The following is a 24879-nucleotide window of genomic DNA, read 5'->3' as shown; positions in this document are numbered from 1 at the left end:
CTCCTGGAGCCGTGATGCCCGAAGCCGTGATCGTCTCTGCCGCCCGTTCACCCATCGGCCGGGCCTTCAAGGGGTCCCTGAAGGACCTGCGCCCCGACGACCTGACCGCCACGATCATCCAGGCCGCCCTGGCCAAGGTCCCCGAGCTGGACCCCAGGGACATCGACGACCTGATGCTCGGCTGCGGCCTCCCCGGCGGCGATCAGGGCCACAACCTCGGCCGTATCGTCTCCGTGCGGATGGGGATGGACCACCTCCCCGGCTGCACCGTCACCCGCTACTGTTCCTCGTCGCTGCAGACCTCCCGCATGGCGCTGCACGCCATCAAGGCGGGCGAGGGCGACGTCTTCATCTCGGCGGGTGTCGAGATGGTGTCCAGCTTCGCGAAGGGCAACTCCGACACCCTGCCGGACACCCACAACCCGTTCTTCGCCGAGGCCGAGGCCCGCACCGCGGCCGTCGCCGAGTCCGAGGGCTCGACCTGGCACGACCCGCGCGAGGACGGCCTGGTCCCGGACGCGTACATCTCGATGGGCCAGACCGCCGAGAACCTGGCGCGCCTCAAGGGCATCACCCGCGAGGACATGGACGAGTTCGGCGTACGGTCGCAGAACCTCGCCGAGGAAGCCATCAAGAACGGCTTCTGGGAGCGCGAGATCACCCCGGTCACCACCCCGGACGGGACCGTGGTGAGCAAGGACGACGGCCCCCGCGCGGGCGTCACGCTCGAGGGCGTCCAGGGCCTCAAGCCCGTCTTCCGCCCCGACGGCCTGGTCACCGCCGGCAACTGCTGCCCGCTCAACGACGGCGCCGCCGCCCTGGTGATCATGTCCGACACCAAGGCCCGCGAGCTCGGCCTGACCCCGCTCGCCCGGATCGTCTCCACCGGCGTCTCCGGCCTGTCCCCCGAGATCATGGGCCTCGGCCCCGTCGAGGCGTCCAAGCAGGCGCTGAAGCGCGCCGGGCTCGGCGTCGGCGACATCGACCTGGTCGAGATCAACGAGGCCTTCGCGGCGCAGGTCATCCCGTCCTACCGTGAGCTCGGCATCGACCTCGACAAGGTGAACGTCAACGGCGGCGCCATCGCCGTCGGCCACCCCTTCGGCATGACCGGCGCCCGGATCGCCGGCACGCTGATCAACAGCCTCCAGTTCCACGACAAGCAGTTCGGCCTGGAGACCATGTGCGTGGGCGGCGGCCAGGGCATGGCGATGGTCATCGAGCGGCTGAGCTGAGCTGAAGCGGAGGGTAGAAGTCGCCTGGCACTGCCCGGGTGCGGTGCCGCCTGCCGGCGAAGGCGGCACCTGCCCGCAGCGGTAGCGTGACCAACAGAGCGAGCGGCTGAGCTGATCCGGCACGAGTCGACGCGGTTTTTGTTTCAGCCAGATCTCAGTTCGTGACTGAATCTCCCCCAGGATGTGACCTACGCCCTGGGGGAGAGCCCTTTTCCCAGCTCAGAGCGTTTCGTGGTTAAACCCGGGACAGGAACTCATGTCCATTTCGTGACGTTACGCACTGACAGAACGCGCGGGCCCCCCGCAAGCTGATGTAGGAAGTCGGGGGGATCGATTGAAACCGGGAGTACGTCAGTGAGCGCCATGTCTCTTGCCCTGCTGCTGACCACGGCCGCCGCTACGGCCGTGGGCGCCGCTGCCCTGCACGCCGTGCACGGGCTCCGTAAGCAGGTCTCCGCCCTGCGTGCCGAGCTCGCCACGTCCTACGGGCCCGGCAGCCGCAAGGCATCCGTCCCTCATGCCCGCAGCAGCGACACCGCGGAGATACGCGCCGCCGTCGCCGACGCGCTCGCCGAGGAGCGCGAGCGCGAGCTGGCCGAGGCGCGCGCCTTCTGGGCAGCGCAGGAGGCCCGCGACGCCTCCGACGCCTCGCACCGCTTCGGCGGCGGGAGCACCGCCGCGCTGCTCGGCGGTCTGTCCGGCACCAGCGACGAGCTTCCGCCGTTCTACGTCCCGCGCCAGGCCGACTTCGTGGGCCTGGAGTCCATGGACCTGGACGCCGTCGAGGCGCTGGACGACGTGGCCGACCTTCCCGAGGTGACGGAGTTCGCCGAGGATTCCCCCGAGCTGGCCGCCGCTCGCCGCCGCCACCCCTCGCACCCCGATTTCGTCCCCGTCCAGACGCCGGTCGTCACCGACCATGAGCGCACGGTGGCGCGCCTCGAGGAGCTCGCCGAGACGGCCACCGAGCTCGCGGACGTCCGGCCCGGCCCGCTCGGCACGCTGGACGTGTACGTCTTCGCCGACGGCACCACGCTCTGTATGACCCCCGGTCACCGTGAGACCGCGGAGCGGCTCGCCGACGCGCTGCGCGCGGGCCGCACCCCGGTGCTGCTGGGCGGTTCGGGCGTCTCCGGTGCGTACTCCCTGACCTTCTCCTGCGGCGACGAGAGCGTCTACATCCTCGCGGACCGCGTGATCGCGTCCCACTGACGGCCACGGCGCACATCCGCGCCACACGCCTCCTGCGCGCCTCCTCGCGCCTCGGTGCACCCCAGGACGCTCCCGGCCCCTCCGGATCCGCCCGGGGCCCGCTCCCGGCCCCGCCCGGGCCCCTCCGGGCCCGGCGCCCGTACTCCCGGCCCGGTGCGGCCTGCTACAGGGCGGCCCGTCCCTGAGCCGCGCGCACCAGATCCACGGCCTCGTCCAGTTGTGCCACAGCGCCGGTCGGCGCCGACCGCAAGGCCTCGGCCAAATCCCGACCCGCCACCGTCAGTTGATCCGCGACCGCGAACGGTCCCGCCTCCGGCATGATCCGCGGCTCGCCCCCGGGCTCCTCGATCCGCTGGGCACGCACCGCCAAATCCCTGGCCAACGCCAATCCTTCGGCCGCCGCGCCACGCTGCAGCCTGCTCTGTGGAGCGGCGCGCAGCCGGTCGGCGAAACGGTCCACGGCGACGGTCAAATCGGTCGTATCAAGCACGCCGCGACCCTACGCGCCCCGACCTGACTGTTGCCAATACGCGAACGCTCAGGCACGGTGGCGTGAAGAGCACACGCGCAATGCGTCCGGAGGCGCCGATGTCCCAAGTCTTCTCCGAAGAGACCCACCGAAATCTGCTCTCCCGAATCCCTCACTGCACCGGTCGTGAAATCACCGACTGGTTGCGCACCGTCGAGGAAGGCCCATCCCTCTTCCGCTTCGAGGAGAAGGTCAGCTGGCTACGCAGCGAACACAACCTCGCGTACGGCCATGCGAAAGCGATCATCCATGAGTACGACCTGAGGCGCGCCGCACGCAAACTGCTTTAGCGCCCGGCCCGTACCGGCAACAAGGCCGAAGGGCCCGCAGGCACTGCCTGCGGGCCCTTCGGCGTGTGTCCGCGCGCCGGGGCGCGCGGCGACGGCTAGTCGTCGCCGCTGAAGATCGCAACCAGGCGCAGCATCTCCAGGTAGATCCACACCAGCGTCACGGTCAGACCGAAGGCCGCGAGCCAGGACTCCTCGCGCGGCGCGCCGTAGGCGATGCCGTCCTCGATCTCCTTGAAGTTGAGGGTCAGGAAGAAGCAGCCGATCAGGATCGCCAGGATGCCGACGATGGCGCCGAGCGGACCCATGCTGCGCAGACCGCCGTCCTCGGCGACGCCGAAGACCACCAGCAGGAGGTTGACGGCCATCACAACGATGAAGGCGATCGCGATGGTCATACCGATGCGGGCGTACCGGGCGGTGACCCGGATCCAGCGGGCCTTGTACATGAACAGCGTCGCGCCCGTGACCGCCATGGTGCCGAGCACCGCCTGGAACGGCGCGCCGTCCCAGCGAGCGTTGAACATCTCGCTGATCACGCCGAGGAAGATGCCCTCGAAGGCCGCGTAGCCGAAGATCAGAGCCGGCACCGGGGTCCGCTTGAAGGACTGGATGATCGCGAGGACGAAGGCCACCAGGGCCGCGCCGATCGCCAGGCCGTAGCTGGTGGAGGACACCGGGAGGACCGTCCACGCGAGGACGGCGCCGACGACCACGGTGCCCAGGGTCATGGCGGTGCGCGAGACGACGTCGTCCATCGTCATCGCGTCCGTACGAGCCGGCGCCGGAGCGCCGTACTGCGTGCCCGCCGGGGCGTAAGGGTTGGTGGCGTACGGGTTGCCCGCCCCCTGTGCGTAAGGGTTGGTTCCTACGGCGGGGCCCCCGGCCTGCGGCTGCTGCGCGTTGAAGCCCGCGTAGCCGTTGTCGCGGCTGAACCCCCGTCGCGAGAAGACCGGGTTGCTGCTCCTCATCTCACTCCTCCATGGCCACCCAGCGCGGCCTTGGAGTCAAGAGTAATGCGCAAGCAAAAGGAACACTCTAGTGCTCGGGGAGGATCTTTCCGGGATCGTGACCGGACGGGTGATCCTCCGGTCCGGCGCCGATGACCCGCCAGGGCTGTCGTGGTGGCCCACCGGGCCGGTGACTGGCGGACCACCGGGCCGGAGAGGACGTCCTCGATGTGCCCGGAGCCGGACTCGAACCGGCACGCCCCCGAGGGGCAGCGAGGTTTAAGCTCGCCGTGTCTGCGTTCCACCATCCGGGCGTGGTCCGCGCCTCCGCGTTGGCACCCGAGCCTATCCGGGTAGATCGCTCCGCCATGTGGAGCGATGGCCCGAAGTTGTCTGATTTTATTGGTGCTTGAGGGTGCGTCAGGCCAGGTAAGAGGGTATTCGTACCCGCCCCGCCCGGTCCGCGCTCCCTGCCGCGCCCCTCCGGGAATGACGGAAAAATGCCTCCCTGGATCTACGGCGCCCCCTCATCCGTCCTCGGGGGCGCCGTCATACCAAAGGAGGACGGGCGAGCTCTGCGGTGCGACCCGAGGGGGCCCCGGGAACGGGCACGGGGACTGACGATCCGCGGCCGAGCGGCCGACACGATGGGGTGGTCCCCGCAGCAGACCGCGACAGGAGCCCATCTCGTGACCACCACCACCGCTCACCGCGCCACCGCAGTGGCAGCCCGCGCCACGGATCTGTCCAAGGTGTACGGACAGGGCGAGACCAAGGTGGTCGCGCTCGACCGGGTCAGCGTCGACTTCCGCCGGGCCGAGTTCACCGCCATCATGGGCCCCTCCGGCTCCGGCAAGTCGACACTGATGCACTGCGTCGCCGGCCTCGACAGCTTCAGCTCCGGGTCCGTACGCATCGGCGAGACCGAGCTCGGCAGCCTCAAGGACAAGCAGCTCACCCAGCTGCGCCGGGACAAGATCGGCTTCATCTTCCAGGCCTTCAACCTGCTGCCGACGCTGACGGCGCAGGAGAACATCACGCTCCCCATGGACATCGCGGGCCGTAAGCCCGACCAGGAGTGGCTGCGCCAGGTCATCGACATGGTGGGCCTCAGGGACCGGCTCAGCCACCGTCCGACCCAGCTCTCCGGCGGCCAGCAGCAGCGTGTCGCCGTCGCCCGGGCGCTCGCCTCGCGGCCCGAAATCATCTTCGGTGACGAGCCGACCGGAAACCTCGACTCGCGCTCGGGCGCCGAGGTGCTGGGCTTCCTGCGCAACTCCGTACGCGAACTCGGCCAGACGGTCGTGATGGTCACGCACGACCCGGTGGCCGCCTCCTACGCCGACCGGGTGATCTTCCTGGCGGACGGCCGGATCGTCGACGAGATGCTGAGCCCGAGCGCCGACGGCGTCCTCGACCGGATGAAGGACTTCGACGCCAAGGGCCGTACCAGCTGACGCTCCCCGGCCCTCCGGCCGCCGGGTCGCCCCCCGCTCCGGGCGGGCACCCGGAGCGGGCGGTGCCGTCGCGGCCGGCGCTTGCGCTGCCGCCCTCGGAGACGCGCGCGCCCTCCCCCAGACCTCTTCACCCACCGTCCGGCCACCACGGCCGAGCCCGCCGGGGCTCGCCGCCGCATGCGCCGGCGCCCACTCCCAGGACACCTCATGTTCCGTACCGCCCTGCGCAATGTGCTCGCGCACAAGGCCAGGCTGCTGATGACCGTGCTCGCCGTGATGCTCGGCGTGGCCTTCGTCTCCGGCACCCTGGTCTTCACCGACACCCTCGGCAACGCCTACCGCAAGCAGTCCGCCAAGAGCTACGACAACGTCGCGGTCGCCGTCACCACCTACGCCGACCGGACCGACGGCCACAAGGACGCCGGCATCGACAACAGGACCCTGGACAGGATCCGGGGCCTGGACGGAGTGGCCGAGGCCACCGGGCGGGTCTCCGGCTTCGCCGGGGTCGCCGACCAGAACGGCAAGTTGATCGGCAACGGCTGGTCCAACACCGGCGCCAACTTCGCCCCCGGCAGGGACGGCAAGGATGCCGCGTACACCTTCACCGACGGCTCGGGTCCCGCGCAGGCCGGCCAGATCGCGCTCGACACGGACTCGGCGTCCAAGGGCGAGTACCGCGTCGGCGACACCGTACGGGTCGCCACCAACGGCCCGGTGAGGGAGTACACCCTCTCGGGTGTCTTCACCACGGAGGACGGCGCGGTCAACGCGGGCGGCAGCCTGGTGCTGTTCGACACCGCGGTCGCCCAGAAGCTGTACCTGGAACCCGGGTACTTCAAGGACGTCACCATCACCGCGAAGCCCGGTGCGTCGGACCAGAAGATCCTGGACGCCGTGCAGCCGCTGCTGCCCGAGGACTCCCAGGCGCAGACCGGCAAGGAGCTCGCGGAGGAGCAGGCCCGCACCATCGAGGACGGCCTGTCCAACCTCAACACGATGCTGCTCGCCTTCGCGGCCATCGCACTGTTCGTCGGTGTCTTCCTGATCGGCAACACCTTCACCATGCTGGTCGCCCAGCGGACCAGGGAACTGGCGCTGCTGCGCGCCGTCGGCGCCTCGCGCCGCCAGGTCAAGCGCTCGGTGATCCTCGAGGCGCTGGTCGTCGGAGCGGTCGCCTCGGTGGTCGGCTTCGTCCTCGGTCTCGGTCTCGCGACCGGACTGCGGTCCGCGATGAGCATGTTCGGCGCGAAGGTGCCCGCGGGTCCGCTGATCATCTCGCCCACCGCGATCGCCGCCGCGTTCGGCGTCGGTGTGCTGATCACCGTACTGGCCGCGTGGCTGCCCGCCCGCCGGGCCGCGAAAATCGCCCCGGTGGCGGCGATGGGCAGTGCGCACGCGGTGGCGACCACCAAGTCCCTCGTGGTGCGCAACACCATCGGCGGGATCATCACCCTGCTCGGCGCGGCAGGCATAGTGGGCGGTGCGGGGGTCGGCAAGGAGACCGGCCGACTGCTCATCGGCGGCGGGGCCTTCCTGAGCCTGATCGGCGTCATCGTGCTGATCCCGCTGCTGTCCCGGCCGGTGATCGCGCTGGCGCGGCCGCTGCTGCACCGGGTGTTCGGCGTCTCCGGCAAGCTCGCCGGGCAGAACGCGGTCCGCAACCCGCGCCGCACCGGCGCCACCGCGTCCGCGCTGGCGATCGGCCTCACCCTGGTCACCGGACTGTCGGTGCTCGGCGCGACGATGGGCCGCGCCGTGGACAAGATGACCACGGACCACATCCGGGCCGACTACATGGTCTCGATGGCCAGCGGCGGCGGGCTCGACACGTCGGCGCTCACCGCGCTCCAGAACGCGAAGGGCGTCAGTGCGGTCTCCCCGCAGCAGTCCACCTCACTGGAGATCAAGAACGAGTGGCACTCGGCGTCGGCCGTGACCCCCGGCGCGGTCGAGAAGGTCTTCGACCTCAAGGTGGTCTCCGGCTCGCTCGGTTCGCTCGGCAAGGGCCGGATCGCGGTCGACGAGAAGACCGCGAAGTCGAACGGCTGGAAGACCGGTGACACGCTGCCCGCGAAGTTCGGCGACGGCAAGGCGGCCAAGACCGGGAAGGTCACGGTCGGCGCGATCTACCAGGGCAACGAGTTCCTGTCGCCGGTGCTCATCGCCACCGATGTCGTGGCACCGTACGAGGCCAAGCCGTACATCCCCGAGATCTGGGTGAAGATGGACGGCGGCGCCACCGGGGCGAACGAACAGGCGCTGGTGGATGCGCTGGGCGACAACCCGGCGATGAGCATCATGGACCAGCAGGACATCCGGAACATGTTCGGCGGCTTCATCAACACCGCGCTGAACATCATGTACGGGCTGCTGGCGATGGCCCTGCTCATCGCGGTGCTCGGCGTCATCAACACCCTGGCCATGTCCGTCTTCGAACGCCAGCAGGAGATCGGCATGCTGCGGGCCATCGGCCTGGACCGCGGCAAGGTCAAGCGGATGATCCGTCTGGAGGCCGTGGTGATCTCGGTCTTCGGCGCGTTGATCGGCATCGGCCTGGGCACGTTCCTGGCCTGGGCGCTCGGAGAGACGTTCCGCTCGGGGGTCCCTGGTTACGCGCTGGTGCTGCCGTGGGACCGGATCGGCCTGTTCCTGCTGCTGGCCGGGGTGGTCGGCGTCCTGGCGGCGATGTGGCCGGCGCGGAGCGCGGCGAGGCTGAACATGCTGACGGCGATCAAGACGGAGTAGCCACGAGCCCGCCTCCGTCCCTGCCTGGCCCGCGCCCCGACCCCGTCGGGCCCGCGGGCCAGGTCCGATGCGGGTACGGCCTTGGCCGTGCCCGCCGGCGTTTTGAGGCGCGGGGGTCCGGGGGCGGAGCCCCCGTGACCGTGTCAGCCGTGCCAGGCCCGGGCCCGCAGCGGGACGCCCGACACGCCGTTGGGCGGGGTTTTCACCGCCAGGATCTGGTTGACGCCGATTCTGTTGCGCTCGAAGGCCAGCGCGCACGCGGCCATGTACAGCCGCCAGACACGCGCGCGGCCCGGTGAGGTGAGCCGGACGGCCCGGGGCCAGTCGGCCTCCAGGTTCGCCACCCATACGCGCAGGGTGCGAGCGTAGTGCTCGCGGATCGCCTCGACGTCGCGGACCTCGAAGCCCGCCGCCTCCAGGGTGGTGACCGTGCGGCCGAGCGGCGCGAGCTCGCCGTCGGGGAAGACGTAACGGTCGATGAACTCGTCGACCTCGTAGGCCGATTCGTCCTGCTCCGGGCGACGCGCGATCTGGTGGTTGAGCAGCCGCCCGCCGGGCCTCAGCAGGGTCAGCAGCTTGTCGGCGTACTCACGGTAGCGGACCTCGCCGACGTGTTCGGCCATCCCGATGGACGAAATGGCGTCGTAGGGGCCGTCCATGACATCCCGGTAGTCCTGGACCCGGATCTCGATCCGGTCGGTCAGCCCCTCCTCGGCGATGCGCTTGCGGGCGTACGTGGCCTGCTCCCGGGAGAGGGTGACGCCGGTGACCTGGGCTCCGTGTTCACGCGCCGCGTGGATCGCCATGGAGCCCCAGCCGCATCCGACGTCGAGGAGCCGGTCGCCCTGCGCCAGGGCGAGTTTGCGGCAGACGAGGTCGAGCTTGTCGCGCTGGGCGTCCTCGAGGGTGCCCGCGTCGTCCCAGTAGGCGCACGAGTAGACCATGGACGGCCCGAGCACCAGCTCGTAGAAGTCGTTGCCGACGTCGTAGTGGTGGCTGATGGCTTCCTTGTCGCGCCGTTTGGTGTGCAGCGGGCCGGTGCGGCGGCGCACCTCCTCGGCGGGCGGGGCGGGCGGCGGCAGTGCCCCGCCGAGTTGCAGCAGTCCGCGGGCGGCGGTCCGCATCCGCGGATCCAGCAGCGGATGGACGGCTGCGGTATCGGTATCGGGGCCGCGTTCCCAGAGGAACCCGGCGAGCAGCTCGAGCGCGGCGTACAGGTCGCCGTCCACGTCGATCTCCCCGGCGACCCAGGCACGGGCGAGCCCCAGCTCGCCCGGCCGCCACAGCAGCCGGCGCAGCGCACGCCGGTGACGCACGACGAGTACGGGAGTGTCCGGCGGCCCGGACTCGCTGCCGTCCCAGGCCCGGACGCGGACCGGGAAGGGGGCTCCCAGCAGCTCCTTGGCAAGAGCGGTCAGCCGCAGCGCGATGTCGGCCATGGCGCACACCTCCGTGACGTGGTTCCCACGAAAACGCCCGGGCCTCCCCGCCCTGGCGGGAGGCGCGGTACACCTTCACCAACTATGCGACCACTGTGTGTACTTCCCCACACTACGCAACGCACAGGCAAAATGTCTGTTCCGCACACCTAACGACCTGGTCGCGGTTCCGGGAACGCCGAAGGGGCCGCCCGCACCACGGATGGCGGGCGGCCCCTTCGGAGCTGTGCTCCGTGCTCCGTACGGGCTAGGAAGCCTTGGCCTTCTCGGCCTCCTGCTTGGCCGCGGCGACGGCCGGGGCCGGCTTGGCAGCCTCGTAGAACTCCTCGCGCGGCGTCTCCATCGCACCGAGGGAGACGACCTCGCGCTTGAGGAACATCGCCAGCGTCCAGTCGGCGAAGACCCGGATCTTGCGGTTCCAGGTCGGCATCGCCATGCCGTGGTAGCCACGGTGCATGTACCAGGCGAGACGGCCCTTGAGCTTGATCTTCACCTTGCCCATGACGATCATCGCGACGCCCTTGTGCAGGCCGAGGCCGGCGACCGCACCCTTGTTGGCGTGCTCGTAGGCCGCCTGCGGGAAGCCGCGCATCCCGGAGATGACGTTGTCGCCGAGGACCTTGGACTGGCGCAGCGCGTGCTGGGCGTTCGGCGGGCACCAGGCGTTCTCGACACCGGCCTTGCGGGCGGCGACGTCCGGGACCTGGGCGTTGTCGCCCGCGGCCCAGATGTAGTCCGTGCCCTGGACCTGCAGCTTCTCGTTGCAGTCCACGTGGCCGCGGGGGCCGAGCGGCAGGCCGAAGCGGGCCAGCGCCGGGTTCGGCTTCACACCGGCGGTCCACACGATGGTGTTGGAGTCGACCTCGAGGCCGTTCTTCAGCACCACGTGGCCGTCGACGCAGGAGTCCATCGAGGTGGACAGGTAGATCTCGACGCCGCGGGCCTCGAGGTGCTCCTTGCCGTACTTGCCCAGCTTCGGGCCGACCTCGGGAAGGATCTTGTCGGCGGCGTCGACGAGGATGAACCGCATGTCCTCGCGCTTGACGCTCTTGTAGTACTTGGCGGCGTCCCGCGCCAAGTCCTCGACCTCACCGATGGTCTCCGCGCCGGCGAAGCCGCCGCCGACGAAGACGAAGGTCAGCGCCTTGCGGCGGACCTCCTCGTTCGTCGTCGAGTCGGCCTTGTCCAGCTGCTCGAGAACGTGGTTGCGCAGCCCGATGGCCTCCTCGATGCCCTTCATACCGATTCCCTGCTCGGCGAGGCCGGGGATCGGGAAGGTGCGGGAGACGGCGCCGAGAGCGATCACCAGGTAGTCGAAAGGCAGTTCGTACGCCTCGCCGACCAACGGAGAGATCGTGGCGACCTTCCGGTCCTGATCGATGGTCGTGACCCGACCGGTGAGAACCTCAGCCTTGGGCAGCACGCGTCGCAGCGGGACGACGACATGCCGAGGCGAGATGCTGCCTGCGGCAGCTTCGGGGAGGAAGGGCTGGTACGTCATGTACGAGCGCGGGTCGACGACCGTGACGGTCGCCTCGCCGTAGCGCATCTTCTTCAGGATGCGACGTGCCGCGTACAAACCTACGTACCCACCGCCTACAACGAGGATCCTGGGACGCTCCGTGGTGCTCATGCCATCGAGTATCCACCCCCCTCGGAGGGGGTGCTCGTGAGCCCCTTCACAAGGTATCGACGCGGCTCTGCTACACTCCGCCGCCCACGTGACCGAGGTCATGGCGCCAGGGGGAACCACCGTGTACAGGGGAGTGGTGTCCACCCCTCGTGAGCTGGCCCCTAAGGACCGACCGCAGGTGGACCACGCCCCTTGGCCTCGATGGGCGACGGGCCCCGAACACCTTCAAATGTGCACCTGCGGGCCCAACTGAGAGGCACGAAGGGGCGTTCAAGGCCTCCTCCGACCCCTCAGGACGCTTTTCCTTGTGAAGAACTTCACGAACTTTCTCGCGAGAGTGGCGCCGGACGTCGCCAGAGCGGCTCTAAGCCAGGCTCCAGGCGATCCCGTCGAGGATGTCGTGCTCGCTGACGACCACCTCGCGGGCCCCGGTCCGCTGCATGATCGTGAGCAGTACGAGCGCCCCGGCGGCGATCACATCGACCCGCCCGGGGTGCATGACGCCGATCCCGGCACGCTCGTCGTGCGTGGAGTTCAGGAGCATGGCGGTGACCTCCTCGACCTGCTCGTAGGAGATCCGCGAGTGGTGGATGGCGGCCGAGTCGTACTCCTCGAGCCCCAGCGCGATCCCGGCCACGGTGGTCACCGAACCCGCGAGGCCGACCAGGGTGTGCGCCTCCAGGATCGGCACGGTCCGCTCCACGACGTCGAGCGCGGCTTCGACGTCGGCACGGACGGCGGCGATCTGCTCCGGCGTGACCGGATCCCCGAGAGCGTGCCGCTCTGTCATCCGTACGCAGCCGATGTCCACGGACCTGGCGGCCTGCACATGCTCCTCGCCGACCACGAACTCGGTGGAGCCGCCGCCGATGTCGACCACCAGATACGGCGTGGCCAGATCGGACCTGCCCATCAGTTCCTTGGTGGCACCGGTGAAGGAGAACTCGGCCTCCTGGTCACCGGTGATCACCTCGGGCTCGACGCCCAGGATGTCGAGGACACCCCGCACGAAGTCGTCACGGTTCTCGGCGTCGCGCGAGGCCGAGGTGGCCACGAACCGGATCCTCCCGGCACCGAGTTCCTTGATCACGGCGGCGTACTCGCGGCAGGCCGCGAAGGTCCGCTCCAGCGCCTCGGGGGCGAGCCGGCCGGTGCGGTCCACTCCCTGGCCGAGCCGGACGATGATCATTCGGCGGTCGAGGTCGACGATCTCCCCGGTGTCGGGGTCGGCGTCGGCGACGAGCAGGCGGATGGAGTTGGTGCCACAGTCGATGGCCGCGACCCGCGTCACTTCTTGTCCTCCTCCTCGGCCGCGCAGCCGCTCACGCACGGGCCCTTGCGCCACCACTCCGGCAGCATCGCGATCGCCTCGTCGCCCAGCGGGTTCACCCCGGGCCCGGCCGCGAGCGAGTGACCCACGAGCACGTGCAGGCACTTGACCCGGTCGGGCATACCGCCCGCGCTGGGGAACCCCTCGAGCACCTCGATGGCATCCCGGCGCGCGATGTAGTCCTCGTGCGCGGCGCGGTAGGCCGCGGCCAGCTCCGAGTCGGTCGCCAGGCGCTCGGTCATCTCCTTCATGACGCCGTTCGCCTCGAGCGTGCCGATCGCGGACGCGGCCCGCGGGCAGGTCAGGTAGTACAGCGTCGGGAACGGGGTCCCGTCGGGAAGCCGCGGGGCGGTCTCGACGACATCCGGCTGACCGCACGGGCAGCGGTGCGCGATCGCGCGCAGGCCGCGCGGCGGCCGGCCGAGCTGCTCCTTGAACGCGGCGATGTCCTCGTCGGTGGGCTCGGTGTGGTCGGTGGTGGGAGGAGGGGTTTCCATGCCTGCCTTGTTCGCTGCTTCGGTTCGCTGCTTCGGTTCTGTGCTTCTTCGGTTCGTCAGTCGCGGTCGGCGTTGTCCACGCCGTTCCAGACGTTCGAGTACCAGGGCTGGTCGGCCGCTTCGTCGTCCGCCCTGCGCTCCTCGGCGGCCCTGGGGTCGATCATGATGTAGCCGGTCTCCCGCGGGAGCACATAGTGCAGATGCTCGCGCGCGAGGCGCTGGATGTACATGTCGTCCTGGAGGCGCGCCTTCTCGTCGCGGAGCTGCTCGACGCGCTCGCGGGCCTCGGCCATCCGGCGCTTCTGCTCGGCGATCTCGGCGCGCTGGGAGACGTACTGGCGCATCGGATAGGCGAGCGCGACGACCAACGAGCAGACGACCAGGGCGAGAAAGGCGGCCCGCCCGGTGAGGCGGGAGCGGCGGGCCTGGCGGCGGCTCTGCGACCGGTAGACACGGGCGGCGGTCTGCTCGCCGAGCAACCGCAGCCTGGTCGCGGTGGAGAACCGGTCCGCCTCCGGCCTGCGCGCCATGGTCTCGCCTCCCCTTCACACGCGTACGTCCCCGGACACGGTACGGGACCGCGGCCGGGGACGTACGGACGCCAGGGCGTCAGCGGGTGATCAGGCGGCTCACCGGCCTGGTCCGCCGGTGGCCGGGCCGGTGATCAGTCCTTGAAGCGCGGGAACGCGCTGCGGCCCGCGTACACCGCGGCGTCGTCGAGGATCTCCTCGATACGCAGCAGCTGGTTGTACTTGGCCACACGCTCCGAGCGCGCCGGGGCGCCGGTCTTGATCTGGCCGCAGTTGGTGGCGACGGCCAGGTCGGCGATGGTGACGTCCTCGGTCTCACCGGAGCGGTGGGACATCATGCACTTGAACCCGTTGCGCTGGGCGAGCTCCACGGCGTCCAGGGTCTCGGTCAGCGAGCCGATCTGGTTGACCTTGACGAGCAGCGCGTTGGCGGCGCCGTCCTCGATGCCGCGGGCCAGGCGCTCCGGGTTGGTGACGAACAGGTCGTCGCCGACGAGCTGCACCTTGGCGCCGAGCTTGTCGGTGATGGCCTTCCAGCCGGCCCAGTCGTCCTCGAACAGCGGGTCCTCGATGGAGACCAGCGGGTAGGCGGCGACGAGCTCCGCGTAGTACTCGGTCATCTCGGCGGCCGAGCGGGACTTGCCCTCGAACTCGTACGAACCGTCCTTGTAGAACTCGGACGCGGCGACGTCGAGCGCGAGCGCGATGTCCTTGCCGGGGGCGTAGCCGGCTTCCTTGATGGCCTCGAGGATCAGGTCCAGGGCGGCGCGGTTGGACTCGAGGTTCGGGGCGAAGCCGCCCTCGTCACCGAGGCCGGTGGACAGGCCCTTCTGCTTCAGGACCTTCTTGAGGGTGTGGTAGACCTCGGTGCCCCAGCGCAGGGCCTCGGAGAAGGACTCCGCGCCGATCGGGGCGATCATGAACTCCTGGATGTCCACGTTGGAGTCGGCGTGCGAGCCGCCGTTCAGGATGTTCATCATCGGAACGGGCAGCAGGTGCGCGTTCGGCCCGCCGAGGTAGCGGAACAGCGGGAGGTCGGAGGCCTCGGAGGCGGCGTGGGCCACGGCGAGCGAGACGCCGAGGATCGCGTTGGCGCCGAGCGAGGACTTGTCCGGGGTGGCATCCAGGTCGAACATCGCCTGGTCGATCAGCCGCTGCTCGGTGGCGTCGTAGCCGACGAGCTCCGGGCCGATCTGCTCGATGACGGCGAGGACGGCCTTCTCGACGCCCTTGCCCTGGTAACGGTTGGGGTCACCGTCGCGAAGCTCGAGGGCCTCGAACGCACCGGTGGAGGCGCCGGACGGGACTGCAGCACGACCCGTGCTGCCGTCGTCGAGGCCAACCTCGACCTCGACCGTGGGGTTGCCTCGGGAGTCCAGGATTTCCCGGGCTACGACGACGTCGATGGACGGCACGAGCATCTCCTTCTGGGATGTGACGCTGGTAGTGCAGGGTCTCATTGGCCTTGCGGCAAGAGCCTAACCGCCTCCGGGGCGCCGACTGCCCGATGCCCGCACCCTGGGACGAAAAAGGGCATCAAGACCGTGGTTACTGGACAAAGTGTGCCGATCTACCCGCCAGTAACCTGCCCGCGCCGCACTCGGTCCCGTAAGGGAAAGGCCCCGGCCCGGCGCGTACGGGGGTATGCGCGCCGGACCGGGGCGACCGGGGGACGGGATACCTCGGGCCGGTGGTCCGCCGGGTCCACCGGGCTTCGGGAGCCCGTCGGGAGGGACTGCACGAGTCCCCGGAACGTCAGCTCAGGTGGAGCTGCTGGCCCGGGTGGATCACGTTGGCGTCCTCGATGATGTCCTTGTTCAGGTCGAACAGCTTCTTCCAGCCGCCCTCGACCTTCTCGGCCTCGGCGATGGTGCTCAGGGTGTCGCCGGCCTTGACCTTGTACTCGCCGTCGCCCTTCTTGACGGGCTCGGGGGCCTTCTTCGCCGGGGCAGCGGCACGCTCGGAGCGGGTGACCGGGGCCTCGGCGCGCTCGGGGGCGGGCTTGGGGGCCTCGGCGGCGCCGTCGTTGGCGGCGTTGGACAGGCCCACGCCGCAGTGCGGCCACGCGCCCTTGCCCTGGCCCGCGAGGACCTTCTCGGCGATCTCGATCTGCTGCGACTTCGACGCCTGGTCGGCGGTCGCGGCGTAGGCGGTGCCGCCGTAGGAGGCCCACGTGGAGGCGGAGAACTGCAGGCCGCCGTAGTAACCGTTGCCGGTGTTGATGGACCAGTTGCCGCCGGACTCGCACTGGGCGACGGTGTCCCACTCGGAAGTGGTCGCGGCGGAGGCGGAGGTGGCGCCGAGCACGGGGACGGCGATGGCGGCACCGGTGACGCCTACGAGCGCGGCGAGACGGGCGGCCTTGGACGGGCGGCGGTGCTTGGCCTGGGTGGAGCGCAGCATGGGACATCTCCTCACCGACGCCTGCGAGGTGAGCTGTCGGGTTCGGGCCGTGAGTGCCCGGCCGCGCGTTCTGGCGCGCGGCTTCACCCCAAGCCGGTTCCGTCCGTCTCTCTCAACGTCCGGTCCCGGCACTTACCTTGGGTCCCCCGCTCCTGCCTTCGGCGCTGTGAGCGACGACTGTTCCCCCCGACCGACGGCAGGATTCGGCGTGACGGTCGACGGAGCCCGCAATGGCGAGCGGTCAGACCGTAGACACAGCTCTCCCCGATGTTCAAAGAGTGAACATCGGGGAGAAAACCACCCAATCCGGACGGCGGGAAAGTCCCGTTTTCGCAGGTCGGGGGCGACATGGCTGGATCTGGCAGGTAATTTGCGCCAGTTGCAGCAAAGAGACCCTTGTCTCACTTGCACAGAACGGACATAAGACCGTGAACTGCCGCTACTTCAGGTCGAGATCAAGGTTCTGACCGGGGAGGATGAGATCCGGGTCCGAACCGACGGTCTCCTCGTTGGCTTCGTAGATCGCATTCCAGCCGCCGGGCACTTCACGCTCGTCGGCGATGACCGACAGGTTGTCGCCGGGCTGGACGGTGTACGCGCCGGGATCGGCGCTCGCGTCCGCACCCGCACGTGGCGAACCGTCACCTCGCGACGCGTGGCGGCCATTTTCACGCCCACTGTCCGCATTGACCGTTTCGTCATCATTCGTCGCGGGTTCGCCGCGATGCTTGCCGGTGCCGCTCGTCGCGCCGTCGGACGAGTCGAACCCGGATGCGTCGCTGTCCCTGGGTTCCGGGGTCCCGGGAACATACAGGGGCGTGTCCGCCTTCCCGGCCGCATCGGACTCGTCCGCCGCACTGGGAGACCCGGACGGCTCCGGACCGTCCGCAGCGCCGCTCGGTGCCTTGCTTTCGGGAGCCTTCGACGCGGCCGGAGCGCTCGACTTCGGCGTCGCCACGTCTCCCAGATCCACGCCCGGATCGACACCGGTCGCGGCGTCGTCGCCCGTCAGCCCCGCGAGCGCGCCGCACATGGGCCACGCCGCGGGGCCCTGCGCTTCGAGCACCTTCTCGGCGACGGCTATCTGCTGGGAGCGGCTGGCGAGATCGGCGCTCGGCGCGTACGCCGTGCCGCCGAAGTCCTCCCAGGTCTCCTGCGTGAACTGCAGTCCGCCGTAGTACCCGTTGCCGAGGTCGGCGCTCCACATGCCACCGGTCTCGCACTCGGCGACGCGGTCCCATGTGGTCGCGTCGGCCGCGGAGGCGGCGCCGGCGCCGAGCAGCGGGATCGCGATGGCCGATCCGGTCACCCCCGCCGCGACGATGAGGGCCGGAGCCTGACGGGGTCGGCGGTGCCGTCCGTTCCCGGAGCGCATGCGGTTGCCTTTCGCGTGACTACTGATTACTGCCGTGTCTGCAGGTGCCTGCTGAGTCGACGGTGAAGGTAGCGGCATTCGAATGTAAGTCACAAGTCGATGCAGCGGAGATCACGTGAAAGTCACAGAATTGACGCTCCGTCAGTTCTATGAGGCAGTGAACTCAACGGGCAGAGTGCGCAATCCACGCATAATGAGCCCCCCACGCCATCGCAAATCGGCCGGATCCCCCGCAAGCCGCAAGTCCGGCATTCTCCTGAGCAGCGTGGCAAGCGCGGTCTGCCCCTCCAGCCGGGCCAGCGGGGCGCCGAGGCAGTAGTGGATGCCGTGCCCGTACCCCAGATGCGGGTTGTCCCGCCGGGCGAGGTCGAGGGTGTCCGGGTCGTCGAAGCGCTCCGGATCACGGTCGGCGGCGGCGAGTACGACCAGGACCGGGTCGCCCGCCGCGATCGGCTGCCCGCCGATGGTGAGCGGCTCGGTGGCGAACCGCCAGGTCGCGAGCTCCACCGGCCCGTCGTAGCGCAGCAGTTCCTCGACGCCGGTCGCCAGCAGCTCGCTCTCGCCCGCATCCAGGGAGCGCTGCAGCCGCTCGCGCTGAACAGGATTGCGCAGCAGCGCGTACACACCGTTGCCAATGAGATTGACGGTGGTCTCGAAGCCGGCGAAGAGGAGGATGAAGGCCATCGCCGCGGCCTCGTTCTCGGTGAGGTGCTCGCCGTGGTCCGACGCCTTGATGAGCCCGGAGATCAGGTCTTCGCCCGGTTCCTCCCGTTTCCGGTGGATCAACTCGGCGAGATATCCCCGCATTTTCTTCACCGAACGGGCCACTCCGCCACGCGGGCCGCCGCCGTGCCGGATCATCATGCCCGCCCAGTCGCGGAAGTCGTCCTGGTCCTCGCGGGGTACGCCGAGCATGTCGCAGATGGCGTAGATGGGCAGAGGGAAGGCGAACTCATGGATGAGGTCGGCCTCCCCCTTCTCTGCGAAGCCGTCGATGAGCCGGTCGGTCAGCTCCTGCACACGCGGCGCGAACTCGGCGACCCGGCGCGGAGTGAACGCCTTGGAGACGAGGCGGCGCAGCCTGGTGTGGTCGGGCGGGTCGATGTTCAGCAGATGCGTCATCAGCTCGGCCTTGCGCTCGCCGGGGATGCCCGTCTTCCCCTTGGCGTGCGCCGGCTCGTCGTGGTGCGCCGGGTTCTTGGACAGCCGCTGGTCCGCCAGCGCCTGCCGGGCATCCGCGTACCGGGTCACCAGCCAGGCCTCGACCCCGCTGGGGAGCGCGGTCCGGTGCACGGGGGCGTGCTCGCGCAGCCAGGCGTAGGCCGGGTACGGGTCGGTCGCGAACTCCCAGGTGAAGAGTTCGGGGGCGGCGGATGCGTCGTTCACCCCATGACGTTATCCGGCGCCGGGAGGCCGCGTGCCGGGCGCTAGCCCTCTGCCGCCAGGATGGCGTCCCGGTACGCGCGGGCTGCGGCGCGCAGGGCGGCCTCCGGGTCGGTGCCGTCCGCTTCCGCCCGTACGGCCAGGGCCAGGAGCTCGTAGCCGATGCCGGCCCCGGCGGGCAGCGGCACGTCGAGGCCGGCCGTACGCACCCGGGAGCCGAGCTTCGCCGCGAGGGCCAGGCCCGGCTGGCCGAGCGGGACGCCGTCCGTGACCGACTCGCGCTGCTTCTCGATCGCCTTGGTGCGCAGCCAGTGCGCCTTGACGTCCTCGGCGGTCTCGGCGGTCTCGTCGCCGAAGACATGGGGGTGCCGGTGGATCAGCTTCGCGACGATGGTTCCCGCGACGTCGTCGACCGAGAACGGCTCCTCGGTGTCCTCCTCGGCGATGCGCGCGTGGAAGACGACCTGGAGGAGTACATCCCCCAGCTCCTCGCGCAGCTCGGCGCGGTCGCCGTCCTCGATGGCCTCGACGAGTTCGTACGCCTCCTCGATGCCGTACTTGGCGAGCCCCTTGTGGGTCTGCTGCGAGGACCAGGGGCACTCGGCCCTGATCCGGTCCATGACCTGGACGAGATCGAGCAGCCGCGCGCCGGGCAGATCGTACGAGCCGGGCAGCAGTTCCAGGTCCGGCATCTGCACCCGGCCGGATCCGGCGAGGCGGGCCAGGCCGTCGGTCAGGGTGCGGTCGCCCTCGCCGACGGTCACGTTGACGACCGTACGGCCCCCGGCGCAGGCGTCGACGAGCTCCTGCGCGGTGGGCGCGGCCTGCTCGACGGTGATACCGGCCTCGCGCAGATACGGCAGTTGCGGATGCTCGTCGTCGGCACAGAGCACCTGGTCGGCGGCGTGCAGCGTCTGCCACGCGGGCCACGACAGCAGTCCGGGCGCGACGCGGTGGCTGGCGGTGAGCAGGACGATACGGCCCGGGGCTGCGGGATCGGTCCGTTCAGCGGGGTCGATGGGGGGCACTTCGGTCACCCGTCGAACCTACCTCGGCTCACGCACCGGCCTCGACGGGTTCCGGCACCTTGCTGACCTGGGTGATCCAGGGAGCCTTGTAGGTGCCGAGCTCGAGCTTCTGATCGTCCCAGGCGCCGTAGCGCGGATTGACGTCGATGTGCAGCGCCTTGGCGGCGGCGGTGAAGACGTCGTTCATCTTCTGCTGGCCCTCGGGGCTGCTCGTCGCGCCCAGCACGGCGGCGATCTTGCTCACCAGGACGTCGCGGCGCACCACGTCGTCGAGCTGGTCCGGGGCGATGCCGCGCTGCTGCAGATACATGGCGGCGAGCTGCTTCTGGCCGCCGGACTGTTCCACCAGGACGGCCCGGGCGTCCTGGACCTCCTTGCGGCTGGCCTTCACCCCGGCGTCGTCGGCGGCGCGCTGTACGACCCGGCCGACGATGAGGTCGTAGAGCTTGGCGCGGCCGAGCTGACCGCTGTCCTTGATCAGCTGCGCGGCCTGCGGGGAGGCCTGCTGCGCGGCGCGCACGTCCTCGACCTCCGCCTGGACGGTGGACACCTCGATCCGCTTCCCCCCGACGACGGCGGCGGCCCCCGGGTGCGCCTCGCTGCCACAGGCGGCGAGGAGGGGCGCGGCGGAGACGAATGCGGCGGAGACGGTGAGCGCGGTGCGACGACGGCGGTGCAACGGAGCCTCCCGATGAGTTTGTGCGGCAGTGCACAAAGTCCTGCGGTGATCGATGTTAGGCAGTCCGAGTGGCGTGGGCCACTCATTCGCCAAACGATTCGCCTGCGGCTACGGATGCGCCCGGGCGAGGTCGGCCGCCCGCGAGGTCATCCGTTCCCGGACCGTCCCGCGACCGCACGCTCCACCGGGGGCTCCTCCGGGGCGGCCGGAGCCGGCGGCGTGCCGCGGTCCGGGCGGAGCATGATCGTCCGGGACACCACGAACGTGATCGGGATCGCCGCGGCCGCCGCGATCAGCGGCGCGTACCGGCTGCCGAAGTGCAGCACGTCCACCAGCAGGTACACCCCGCTCGTCGTGACGACGAAGTTCGCCAGGTTGGTCAGCGGGAAGAGCAGGAACTTCCGCCAGGTGGGGCGGGTCCGGTAGGTGAAGTACGAGGTCAGGAAGAACGATCCGACCATGCTCAGCAGGAAGGCGACGACATGCGCCGCCACATAGGGCAACCAGGTCAGCAGGGCCAGGTACAGGCCGTAGTACGTCCCGGTGTTCACCACCCCCACCAGGGCGAACCTGACCATCTGGACCTGGACCGTCATCGTCTTACTAGCTCCCCCGTGCACCGGTGCCGCTCGTCGTCGTCCTGTCGTCGAAGGTCCGCGTCGGTCGCCTTCACCAGGAAGTGCGGTCGCCGCTTCACCTCGTAGTAGATGCGGCCGACGTACTCGCCGACCACCCCGAGCATCAGCATCTGTACGCCGGCGAGCGCGATGACCGCTACGAGCAGGGTGACATACCCGGGGGTGTCCACGCCGTTCACCAGGGCGACACCGACGATCCAGGCCGCGTACGCCATGGCCACGGCCAGCAGCAGCATTCCGAGACAGAGCGCGGCCCGGAGCGGTCTGTTGTTGAACGAGAGCACTCCGTCGAGACCGTAGTTGAGCAGCTTGCCGAAGCTCCATGTGGACCGGCCCCGCTCACGTACCGCATTCTCGTACGCGAACGCCGTGGTGCGGAATCCGACCCAGGCGAAGATGCCCTTGGAGAAACGGTTGTACTCGGTCAGTTCCAGGGCCGCGTCGACCGTACGCCGCGACAGCAGCCGGAAATCTCCCACGCCGTCGACGAGTTCGACATCGACGAACCGGTTGATCAGCCGGTAGTAGGCGCGCGCCGTGAGGGTGCGGGTGACCCGGTCACCCTTGCGGGTGCGGCGGGCGATGACCTGGTCGAAGCCCTCCCCGTACAGGGCCAGCATGCGCTTCACCAGCTCCGGCGGGTGCTGCAGGTCGGCGTCCATGATGACGACGGCCTCGCCCTTGGCGTGCTGGAGGCCCGCGAGCATCGCCGCCTCCTTGCCGAAGTTGCGGCTGAAGGAGACGTAGCGGACGCGGGGGTCCGCGTCGGCAATGTCCCGGAGAAGAGGAAGGGTCCGGTCCTGGCTTCCGTCATCCACATAGACCAGCTCGTATTCCTGCTCGAGCAGGAATAGCTCTTCGGTCACGCGCTCATGGAAACGGCCGATGATCTCCTCTTCGTCGAAGCACGGCACCACTAATGAGATCAGCACGGTAGAACAACAACCCAGCCTTGTGTCCCGCGCGGATTCACGACGTGACACCTGGGCGACCATTGCGTGAACTGGCGTAGGCACAGCATGTTTTGCCGGACATCGCTGGCATATTCGAGACATCATGTGGACTTTGCCCTCCGCGCGCGGCCGTGCCGCCGCACTCGCCGCGCTCATCACCGTCGGGACCGTGTGCGCGGGTGACGCGATCGCCCGCAGCCACCCGTTCGGAGCACGCACCCGCAGCGTGAACGACCTCGGCAATCAGTTCATCCCGTTCCACGCCCATCTGTGGGACCTGCTGCACGGGCGCGCGGACGGCGGACTGTTCGTCAACTGGCAGTCCGGTTACGGCACCAGCTTTCTGCCCGATCTCGGGACCTATCTGACGAGCCCGTTCGCCGTAGCGGTCGGGCTCTTTCCACGGGACCGGATCGACCTCGCCCTGTACGTGGTCACGCTGCTGAAGATGGCCACGGCCGCCGCTGCCATGACCTGGCTGCTCACCTCGCTGCACAAGGGCACGGACCGCAGGTGGACGGCGTCGGTGCTCGGCGCCTCGTACGCCCTGTGCGGCTGGTCGGTCCTCGAGGCCTCGTACAACCCCATGTGGATGGACGGGCTGATCGCCTTACCGCTGCTGTGCCTGGTCGGCGAATGGGCGCGCACGGGCCGGCGGCCGCTGCTGGGGCCCGCGATCGTGGCGGTGGCATGGATCGCCAACTTCTACACCGCGTACATGGCGACCATCGGGGCGGCGCTGGTGCTGGCCGCGCGGCTGCTGCCGGAGCGGGCGCAGGCACGGGAGCAAATACGGGTCCTGGTGCGCGCCGCCCGGACCCTCCTGCTCGGCATCGCCCTGGCCGCGCCCGTCCTGGTCCCCGTGTTCCTCGGCTCGAAGCACGCCTACCCGGGCTGGACCAAGGAGTTCGCGCCCGCGGGCTGGACCGATGTGTTCGCCCGCACGCTGCCGGCGACGTACAGCTTCTTCACGCCCGCGCTCTTCGTCGGCGGCGGCGCGATCCTGCTGGCCGGCGCGCTCGCCTTCAACCGGGCGGTGCCGCGGCACACACGGTGGGTGTGGACCGGGCTCACGGTCGCGGTCGCCGTCTCCCTGCAGTGGGGCCCCACACATCTCGTGTGGCATGTCTTCGCCACGCCCAACGGCAGCCCCTACCGGCAGACCTTCGTCCTCGCGGGGATGGTGGTGATCACGGCCTGGATGTGCCTGTCCGCGGGCTGGCCGGACCGGCGCGCCCTGCTCGGCGGCGCAGCGGTCGTCACGGTCATCGCGCTCGCGGGCGCCACCAGCGAACTGGTCACCGGCTGGACGTTCCCCCTGTTCGCCGCCGGGCTCGCCGCGGTGGCGGGCGGCCTGGTGCTCGCCCGGCGCGGCAGACTCACGGTGGTCGCGGCACTGCTGCTGACCGGCGCACTCGTCGGGCAGGCCGCCGCGACCGCCGCCTACGCGGACCGGCAGCGCCTCGGCCGGTTCGACGACTACCCGGTCTGGGGCACGGCGCACAGCGAGCGCGCCGCGGCCGTCGCCCGCGCCGACGGCTGGCCCGCCTACCGCACCGACCCCGGCCGTGACCAGACCACCGGCAACGACCCGATGCTGATGGGGGGTCAGGGCGCCGCGTACTACAGCAGCCACACGCCCGATGTGCTCACCCGCACACTGGCGGCGCTCGGCGCGGGCTGGACCTCCAACGGCCGCAACGTGCAGTCCCTCGACAACCCGGTGACCGACGCGATCTTCTCGGTCGGCGCGCGGGTACGCGCACCTGTCGGCAAGCACCCCGAGGTCACCCGGGCGGAGCGGACGCCGCCGCTGGTGACCGTACGGCCGCCCGGTCCCCCGCTCCGCTACGGCGACTCGCCGTTCCACAACCAGGAGCTGCTGCTCGGCGCGGACGTGTACACCCCCGCCGTCGCGGGCGCGTGCCCGGTCGGCAGCGAGGTCTACCTGTGGGCACCCGACTTCACCGGCACGGCGCGGCTCGGCGACGGCGAAGCGGTGAGGCTGCGCGGCGGACAGCCCAAGCGGCGCGCCGCGCTCACCCCGCTCGGCACGGTCACCGCTCCCGGCGCCTCCCTTTCCTACGGCAAAGGTGCGGCGGCCCCGCCCGGCGCGAGCGTCGAGTGCCTGGACCGGAAACGGCTGAACGCCGCCGTGGCCGGGCTGAGCGCGACCGGCGCCGTTTCCGTCGAGGTGTCCGGCAGCTCCATCAGCGCCCAGCTGCCGCCCGGCACCAAGGGGACGGCGGTCGTCGCCGCGCCCCGGATCGCGGGCTGGAGCTGCGACGGCCGCCCCGCCGACTCCCATCTCGGCCTGATCGCCGTGCCGTTGGACGGCAGCAGCACCCGCATCGACTGCTCGTTCCGGCCGCCGGGCCTTCTCGCGGGCTCGGCCGTCGGGGCCGCGGCGCTGTCGGCACTCGTCGGCAGCGCTCTGCTTCCGGCGCTGCGCCGCAGGCGGAGGCTGACGCCGGAGGCCGACGATGTGGTCGGAGCCGCCTGATGCTTCGCCTTCTTTGCCGCGGTGACATCAACACTTCACCCGCGCAACACTGACGCGTGGTGTGCGTGAC

21 protein-coding genes, 1 tRNA gene and 1 riboswitch are annotated in these 24879 nt (G+C 70.1%); of the genes, 6 read left to right on the top strand and 16 right to left on the bottom strand.

The annotated features are described in order from the left end of the window. The first annotated feature begins 14 nt into the window (after positions 1-14). The gene (locus ACFYWI_RS25005; protein ID WP_389236561.1) at positions 15-1235 is read left to right on the top strand and encodes an acetyl-CoA C-acetyltransferase; all 1221 of its coding nucleotides are present in this window, start codon (positions 15-17) and stop codon (positions 1233-1235) included. A 363-nt stretch (positions 1236-1598) separates the two neighbouring features. Further along, positions 1599-2447, top strand: coding sequence for a hypothetical protein (locus ACFYWI_RS25000; protein ID WP_389236698.1), 849 nt, complete (start codon positions 1599-1601; stop codon positions 2445-2447). Between the two features lie 163 nt (positions 2448-2610). On the opposite strand, the gene ACFYWI_RS24995 is transcribed toward ACFYWI_RS25000, so the two are convergent. Then, positions 2611-2937 (bottom strand): hypothetical protein, encoded by a 327-nt coding sequence (locus ACFYWI_RS24995; RefSeq protein ID WP_389236559.1) that lies wholly within the window; start codon positions 2935-2937, stop codon positions 2611-2613. Between the two features lie 98 nt (positions 2938-3035). Here ACFYWI_RS24995 and ACFYWI_RS24990 point away from each other — a divergent pair, with 98 nt between their 5' ends. Further along, positions 3036-3266: a DUF4287 domain-containing protein gene (locus ACFYWI_RS24990; protein ID WP_389236696.1), complete on the top strand. Its 231-nt coding sequence runs from the start codon at positions 3036-3038 to the stop codon at positions 3264-3266. A gap of 95 nt (positions 3267-3361) precedes the next feature. On the opposite strand, the gene ACFYWI_RS24985 is transcribed toward ACFYWI_RS24990, so the two are convergent. Further along, the gene (locus tag ACFYWI_RS24985; protein WP_389236557.1) at positions 3362-4234 is read right to left on the bottom strand and encodes a Bax inhibitor-1/YccA family protein; all 873 of its coding nucleotides are present in this window, start codon (positions 4232-4234) and stop codon (positions 3362-3364) included. A gap of 210 nt (positions 4235-4444) precedes the next feature. Continuing rightward, positions 4445-4527, bottom strand: a tRNA-Leu gene (locus ACFYWI_RS24980). A gap of 333 nt (positions 4528-4860) precedes the next feature. Between ACFYWI_RS24980 and ACFYWI_RS24975 the strand changes: the two genes are divergently transcribed. Then, complete coding sequence (locus ACFYWI_RS24975; RefSeq protein WP_389236555.1) at positions 4861-5670, top strand: ABC transporter ATP-binding protein; 810 nt, start codon at positions 4861-4863, stop codon at positions 5668-5670. 207 nt (positions 5671-5877) lie between these two features. Beyond that, positions 5878-8418 carry an ABC transporter permease gene (locus ACFYWI_RS24970; protein ID WP_389236553.1) on the top strand — a complete coding sequence of 847 codons (2541 nt, stop codon included), beginning with the start codon at positions 5878-5880 and terminating at the stop codon, positions 8416-8418. A gap of 143 nt (positions 8419-8561) precedes the next feature. Here the strand turns inward: ACFYWI_RS24970 and ACFYWI_RS24965 are convergent, their stop codons facing one another. The 13 genes from ACFYWI_RS24965 to ACFYWI_RS24905 form a co-directional block, all read right to left on the bottom strand. After that, a complete protein-coding gene (locus ACFYWI_RS24965; protein ID WP_389236551.1) occupies positions 8562-9857 on the bottom strand; it encodes a class I SAM-dependent methyltransferase in 1296 nt (431 codons plus the stop codon). 247 nt (positions 9858-10104) lie between these two features. Continuing rightward, a complete protein-coding gene (locus ACFYWI_RS24960; protein ID WP_389236549.1) occupies positions 10105-11490 on the bottom strand; it encodes an NAD(P)/FAD-dependent oxidoreductase in 1386 nt (461 codons plus the stop codon). 364 nt (positions 11491-11854) lie between these two features. Next, the gene (locus tag ACFYWI_RS24955) at positions 11855-12781 is read right to left on the bottom strand and encodes an exopolyphosphatase (protein WP_389236547.1); all 927 of its coding nucleotides are present in this window, start codon (positions 12779-12781) and stop codon (positions 11855-11857) included. Beyond that, entirely contained in the window at positions 12778-13317 is a 540-nt protein-coding gene (locus ACFYWI_RS24950) for a DUF501 domain-containing protein (protein WP_389236545.1), read from the bottom strand. The genes ACFYWI_RS24955 and ACFYWI_RS24950 overlap by 4 nt, the downstream gene beginning before the upstream one ends. A gap of 56 nt (positions 13318-13373) precedes the next feature. Beyond that, a complete protein-coding gene (locus ACFYWI_RS24945) occupies positions 13374-13847 on the bottom strand; it encodes a septum formation initiator family protein (protein WP_389236543.1) in 474 nt (157 codons plus the stop codon). A gap of 134 nt (positions 13848-13981) precedes the next feature. Then, on the bottom strand, positions 13982-15268 hold the full coding sequence (gene eno / locus ACFYWI_RS24940; protein WP_389236541.1) for a phosphopyruvate hydratase: 1287 nt from the start codon (positions 15266-15268) through the stop codon (positions 13982-13984). Positions 15269-15602: 334 nt separating this feature from the next. Continuing rightward, the gene (locus tag ACFYWI_RS24935; RefSeq protein ID WP_389236539.1) at positions 15603-16250 is read right to left on the bottom strand and encodes a transglycosylase family protein; all 648 of its coding nucleotides are present in this window, start codon (positions 16248-16250) and stop codon (positions 15603-15605) included. A 3-nt stretch (positions 16251-16253) separates the two neighbouring features. After that, a riboswitch (cyclic di-AMP (ydaO/yuaA leader) is annotated at positions 16254-16424 on the bottom strand. Positions 16425-16689: 265 nt separating this feature from the next. Next, positions 16690-17625 (bottom strand): transglycosylase family protein, encoded by a 936-nt coding sequence (locus tag ACFYWI_RS24930; protein WP_389236537.1) that lies wholly within the window; start codon positions 17623-17625, stop codon positions 16690-16692. 147 nt (positions 17626-17772) lie between these two features. Continuing rightward, positions 17773-19011, bottom strand: a complete 1239-nt coding sequence (locus tag ACFYWI_RS24925) for a cytochrome P450 (protein ID WP_389236535.1) — start codon at positions 19009-19011, stop codon at positions 17773-17775. A gap of 41 nt (positions 19012-19052) precedes the next feature. After that, positions 19053-20045 (bottom strand): nucleoside triphosphate pyrophosphohydrolase, encoded by a 993-nt coding sequence (locus tag ACFYWI_RS24920; protein WP_389236533.1) that lies wholly within the window; start codon positions 20043-20045, stop codon positions 19053-19055. 19 nt (positions 20046-20064) lie between these two features. Beyond that, complete coding sequence (locus tag ACFYWI_RS24915; RefSeq protein WP_389236531.1) at positions 20065-20715, bottom strand: SurA N-terminal domain-containing protein; 651 nt, start codon at positions 20713-20715, stop codon at positions 20065-20067. A 146-nt stretch (positions 20716-20861) separates the two neighbouring features. Continuing rightward, on the bottom strand, positions 20862-21311 hold the full coding sequence (locus ACFYWI_RS24910; protein ID WP_389236529.1) for a GtrA family protein: 450 nt from the start codon (positions 21309-21311) through the stop codon (positions 20862-20864). Beyond that, positions 21308-22285: a glycosyltransferase family 2 protein gene (locus ACFYWI_RS24905; protein ID WP_389236527.1), complete on the bottom strand. Its 978-nt coding sequence runs from the start codon at positions 22283-22285 to the stop codon at positions 21308-21310. The genes ACFYWI_RS24910 and ACFYWI_RS24905 overlap by 4 nt, the downstream gene beginning before the upstream one ends. Before the next feature lie 133 nt (positions 22286-22418). On the opposite strand from ACFYWI_RS24905, the gene ACFYWI_RS24900 reads away from it, so the two are divergent. Beyond that, a complete protein-coding gene (locus ACFYWI_RS24900; protein ID WP_389236525.1) occupies positions 22419-24809 on the top strand; it encodes a YfhO family protein in 2391 nt (796 codons plus the stop codon). The last annotated feature ends 70 nt before the right edge of the window (positions 24810-24879 follow it).

This window comes from Streptomyces sp. NPDC002889, assembly GCF_042888425.1.
In the GTDB taxonomy this organism is placed as follows: domain Bacteria; phylum Actinomycetota; class Actinomycetes; order Streptomycetales; family Streptomycetaceae; genus Streptomyces.
This window is presented reverse-complemented; position numbering and strand designations above follow the sequence as displayed.

Excerpts from the sequence above, each read along its gene's own strand:
- ACFYWI_RS25005 (WP_389236561.1), top strand. The coding sequence starts at position 15 with ATGCCCGAAGCCGTGATCGTCTCTGCCGCCCGTTCACCCATCGGCCGG.
- ACFYWI_RS25000 (WP_389236698.1), top strand. The coding sequence starts at position 1,599 with ATGTCTCTTGCCCTGCTGCTGACCACGGCCGCCGCTACGGCCGTGGGC.
- ACFYWI_RS24990 (WP_389236696.1), top strand. The coding sequence starts at position 3,036 with ATGTCCCAAGTCTTCTCCGAAGAGACCCACCGAAATCTGCTCTCCCGA.
- ACFYWI_RS24985 (WP_389236557.1), bottom strand. The coding sequence starts at position 4,234 with ATGAGGAGCAGCAACCCGGTCTTCTCGCGACGGGGGTTCAGCCGCGAC.
- ACFYWI_RS24975 (WP_389236555.1), top strand. The coding sequence starts at position 4,861 with ATGGGGTGGTCCCCGCAGCAGACCGCGACAGGAGCCCATCTCGTGACC.
- ACFYWI_RS24970 (WP_389236553.1), top strand. The coding sequence starts at position 5,878 with ATGTTCCGTACCGCCCTGCGCAATGTGCTCGCGCACAAGGCCAGGCTG.
- ACFYWI_RS24965 (WP_389236551.1), bottom strand. The coding sequence starts at position 9,857 with ATGGCCGACATCGCGCTGCGGCTGACCGCTCTTGCCAAGGAGCTGCTG.
- ACFYWI_RS24960 (WP_389236549.1), bottom strand. The coding sequence starts at position 11,490 with ATGAGCACCACGGAGCGTCCCAGGATCCTCGTTGTAGGCGGTGGGTAC.
- ACFYWI_RS24950 (WP_389236545.1), bottom strand. The coding sequence starts at position 13,317 with ATGGAAACCCCTCCTCCCACCACCGACCACACCGAGCCCACCGACGAG.
- ACFYWI_RS24945 (WP_389236543.1), bottom strand. The coding sequence starts at position 13,847 with ATGGCGCGCAGGCCGGAGGCGGACCGGTTCTCCACCGCGACCAGGCTG.
- eno (WP_389236541.1), bottom strand. The coding sequence starts at position 15,268 with ATGCTCGTGCCGTCCATCGACGTCGTCGTAGCCCGGGAAATCCTGGAC.
- ACFYWI_RS24935 (WP_389236539.1), bottom strand. The coding sequence starts at position 16,250 with ATGCTGCGCTCCACCCAGGCCAAGCACCGCCGCCCGTCCAAGGCCGCC.
- ACFYWI_RS24930 (WP_389236537.1), bottom strand. The coding sequence starts at position 17,625 with ATGCGCTCCGGGAACGGACGGCACCGCCGACCCCGTCAGGCTCCGGCC.
- ACFYWI_RS24910 (WP_389236529.1), bottom strand. The coding sequence starts at position 21,311 with ATGACGGTCCAGGTCCAGATGGTCAGGTTCGCCCTGGTGGGGGTGGTG.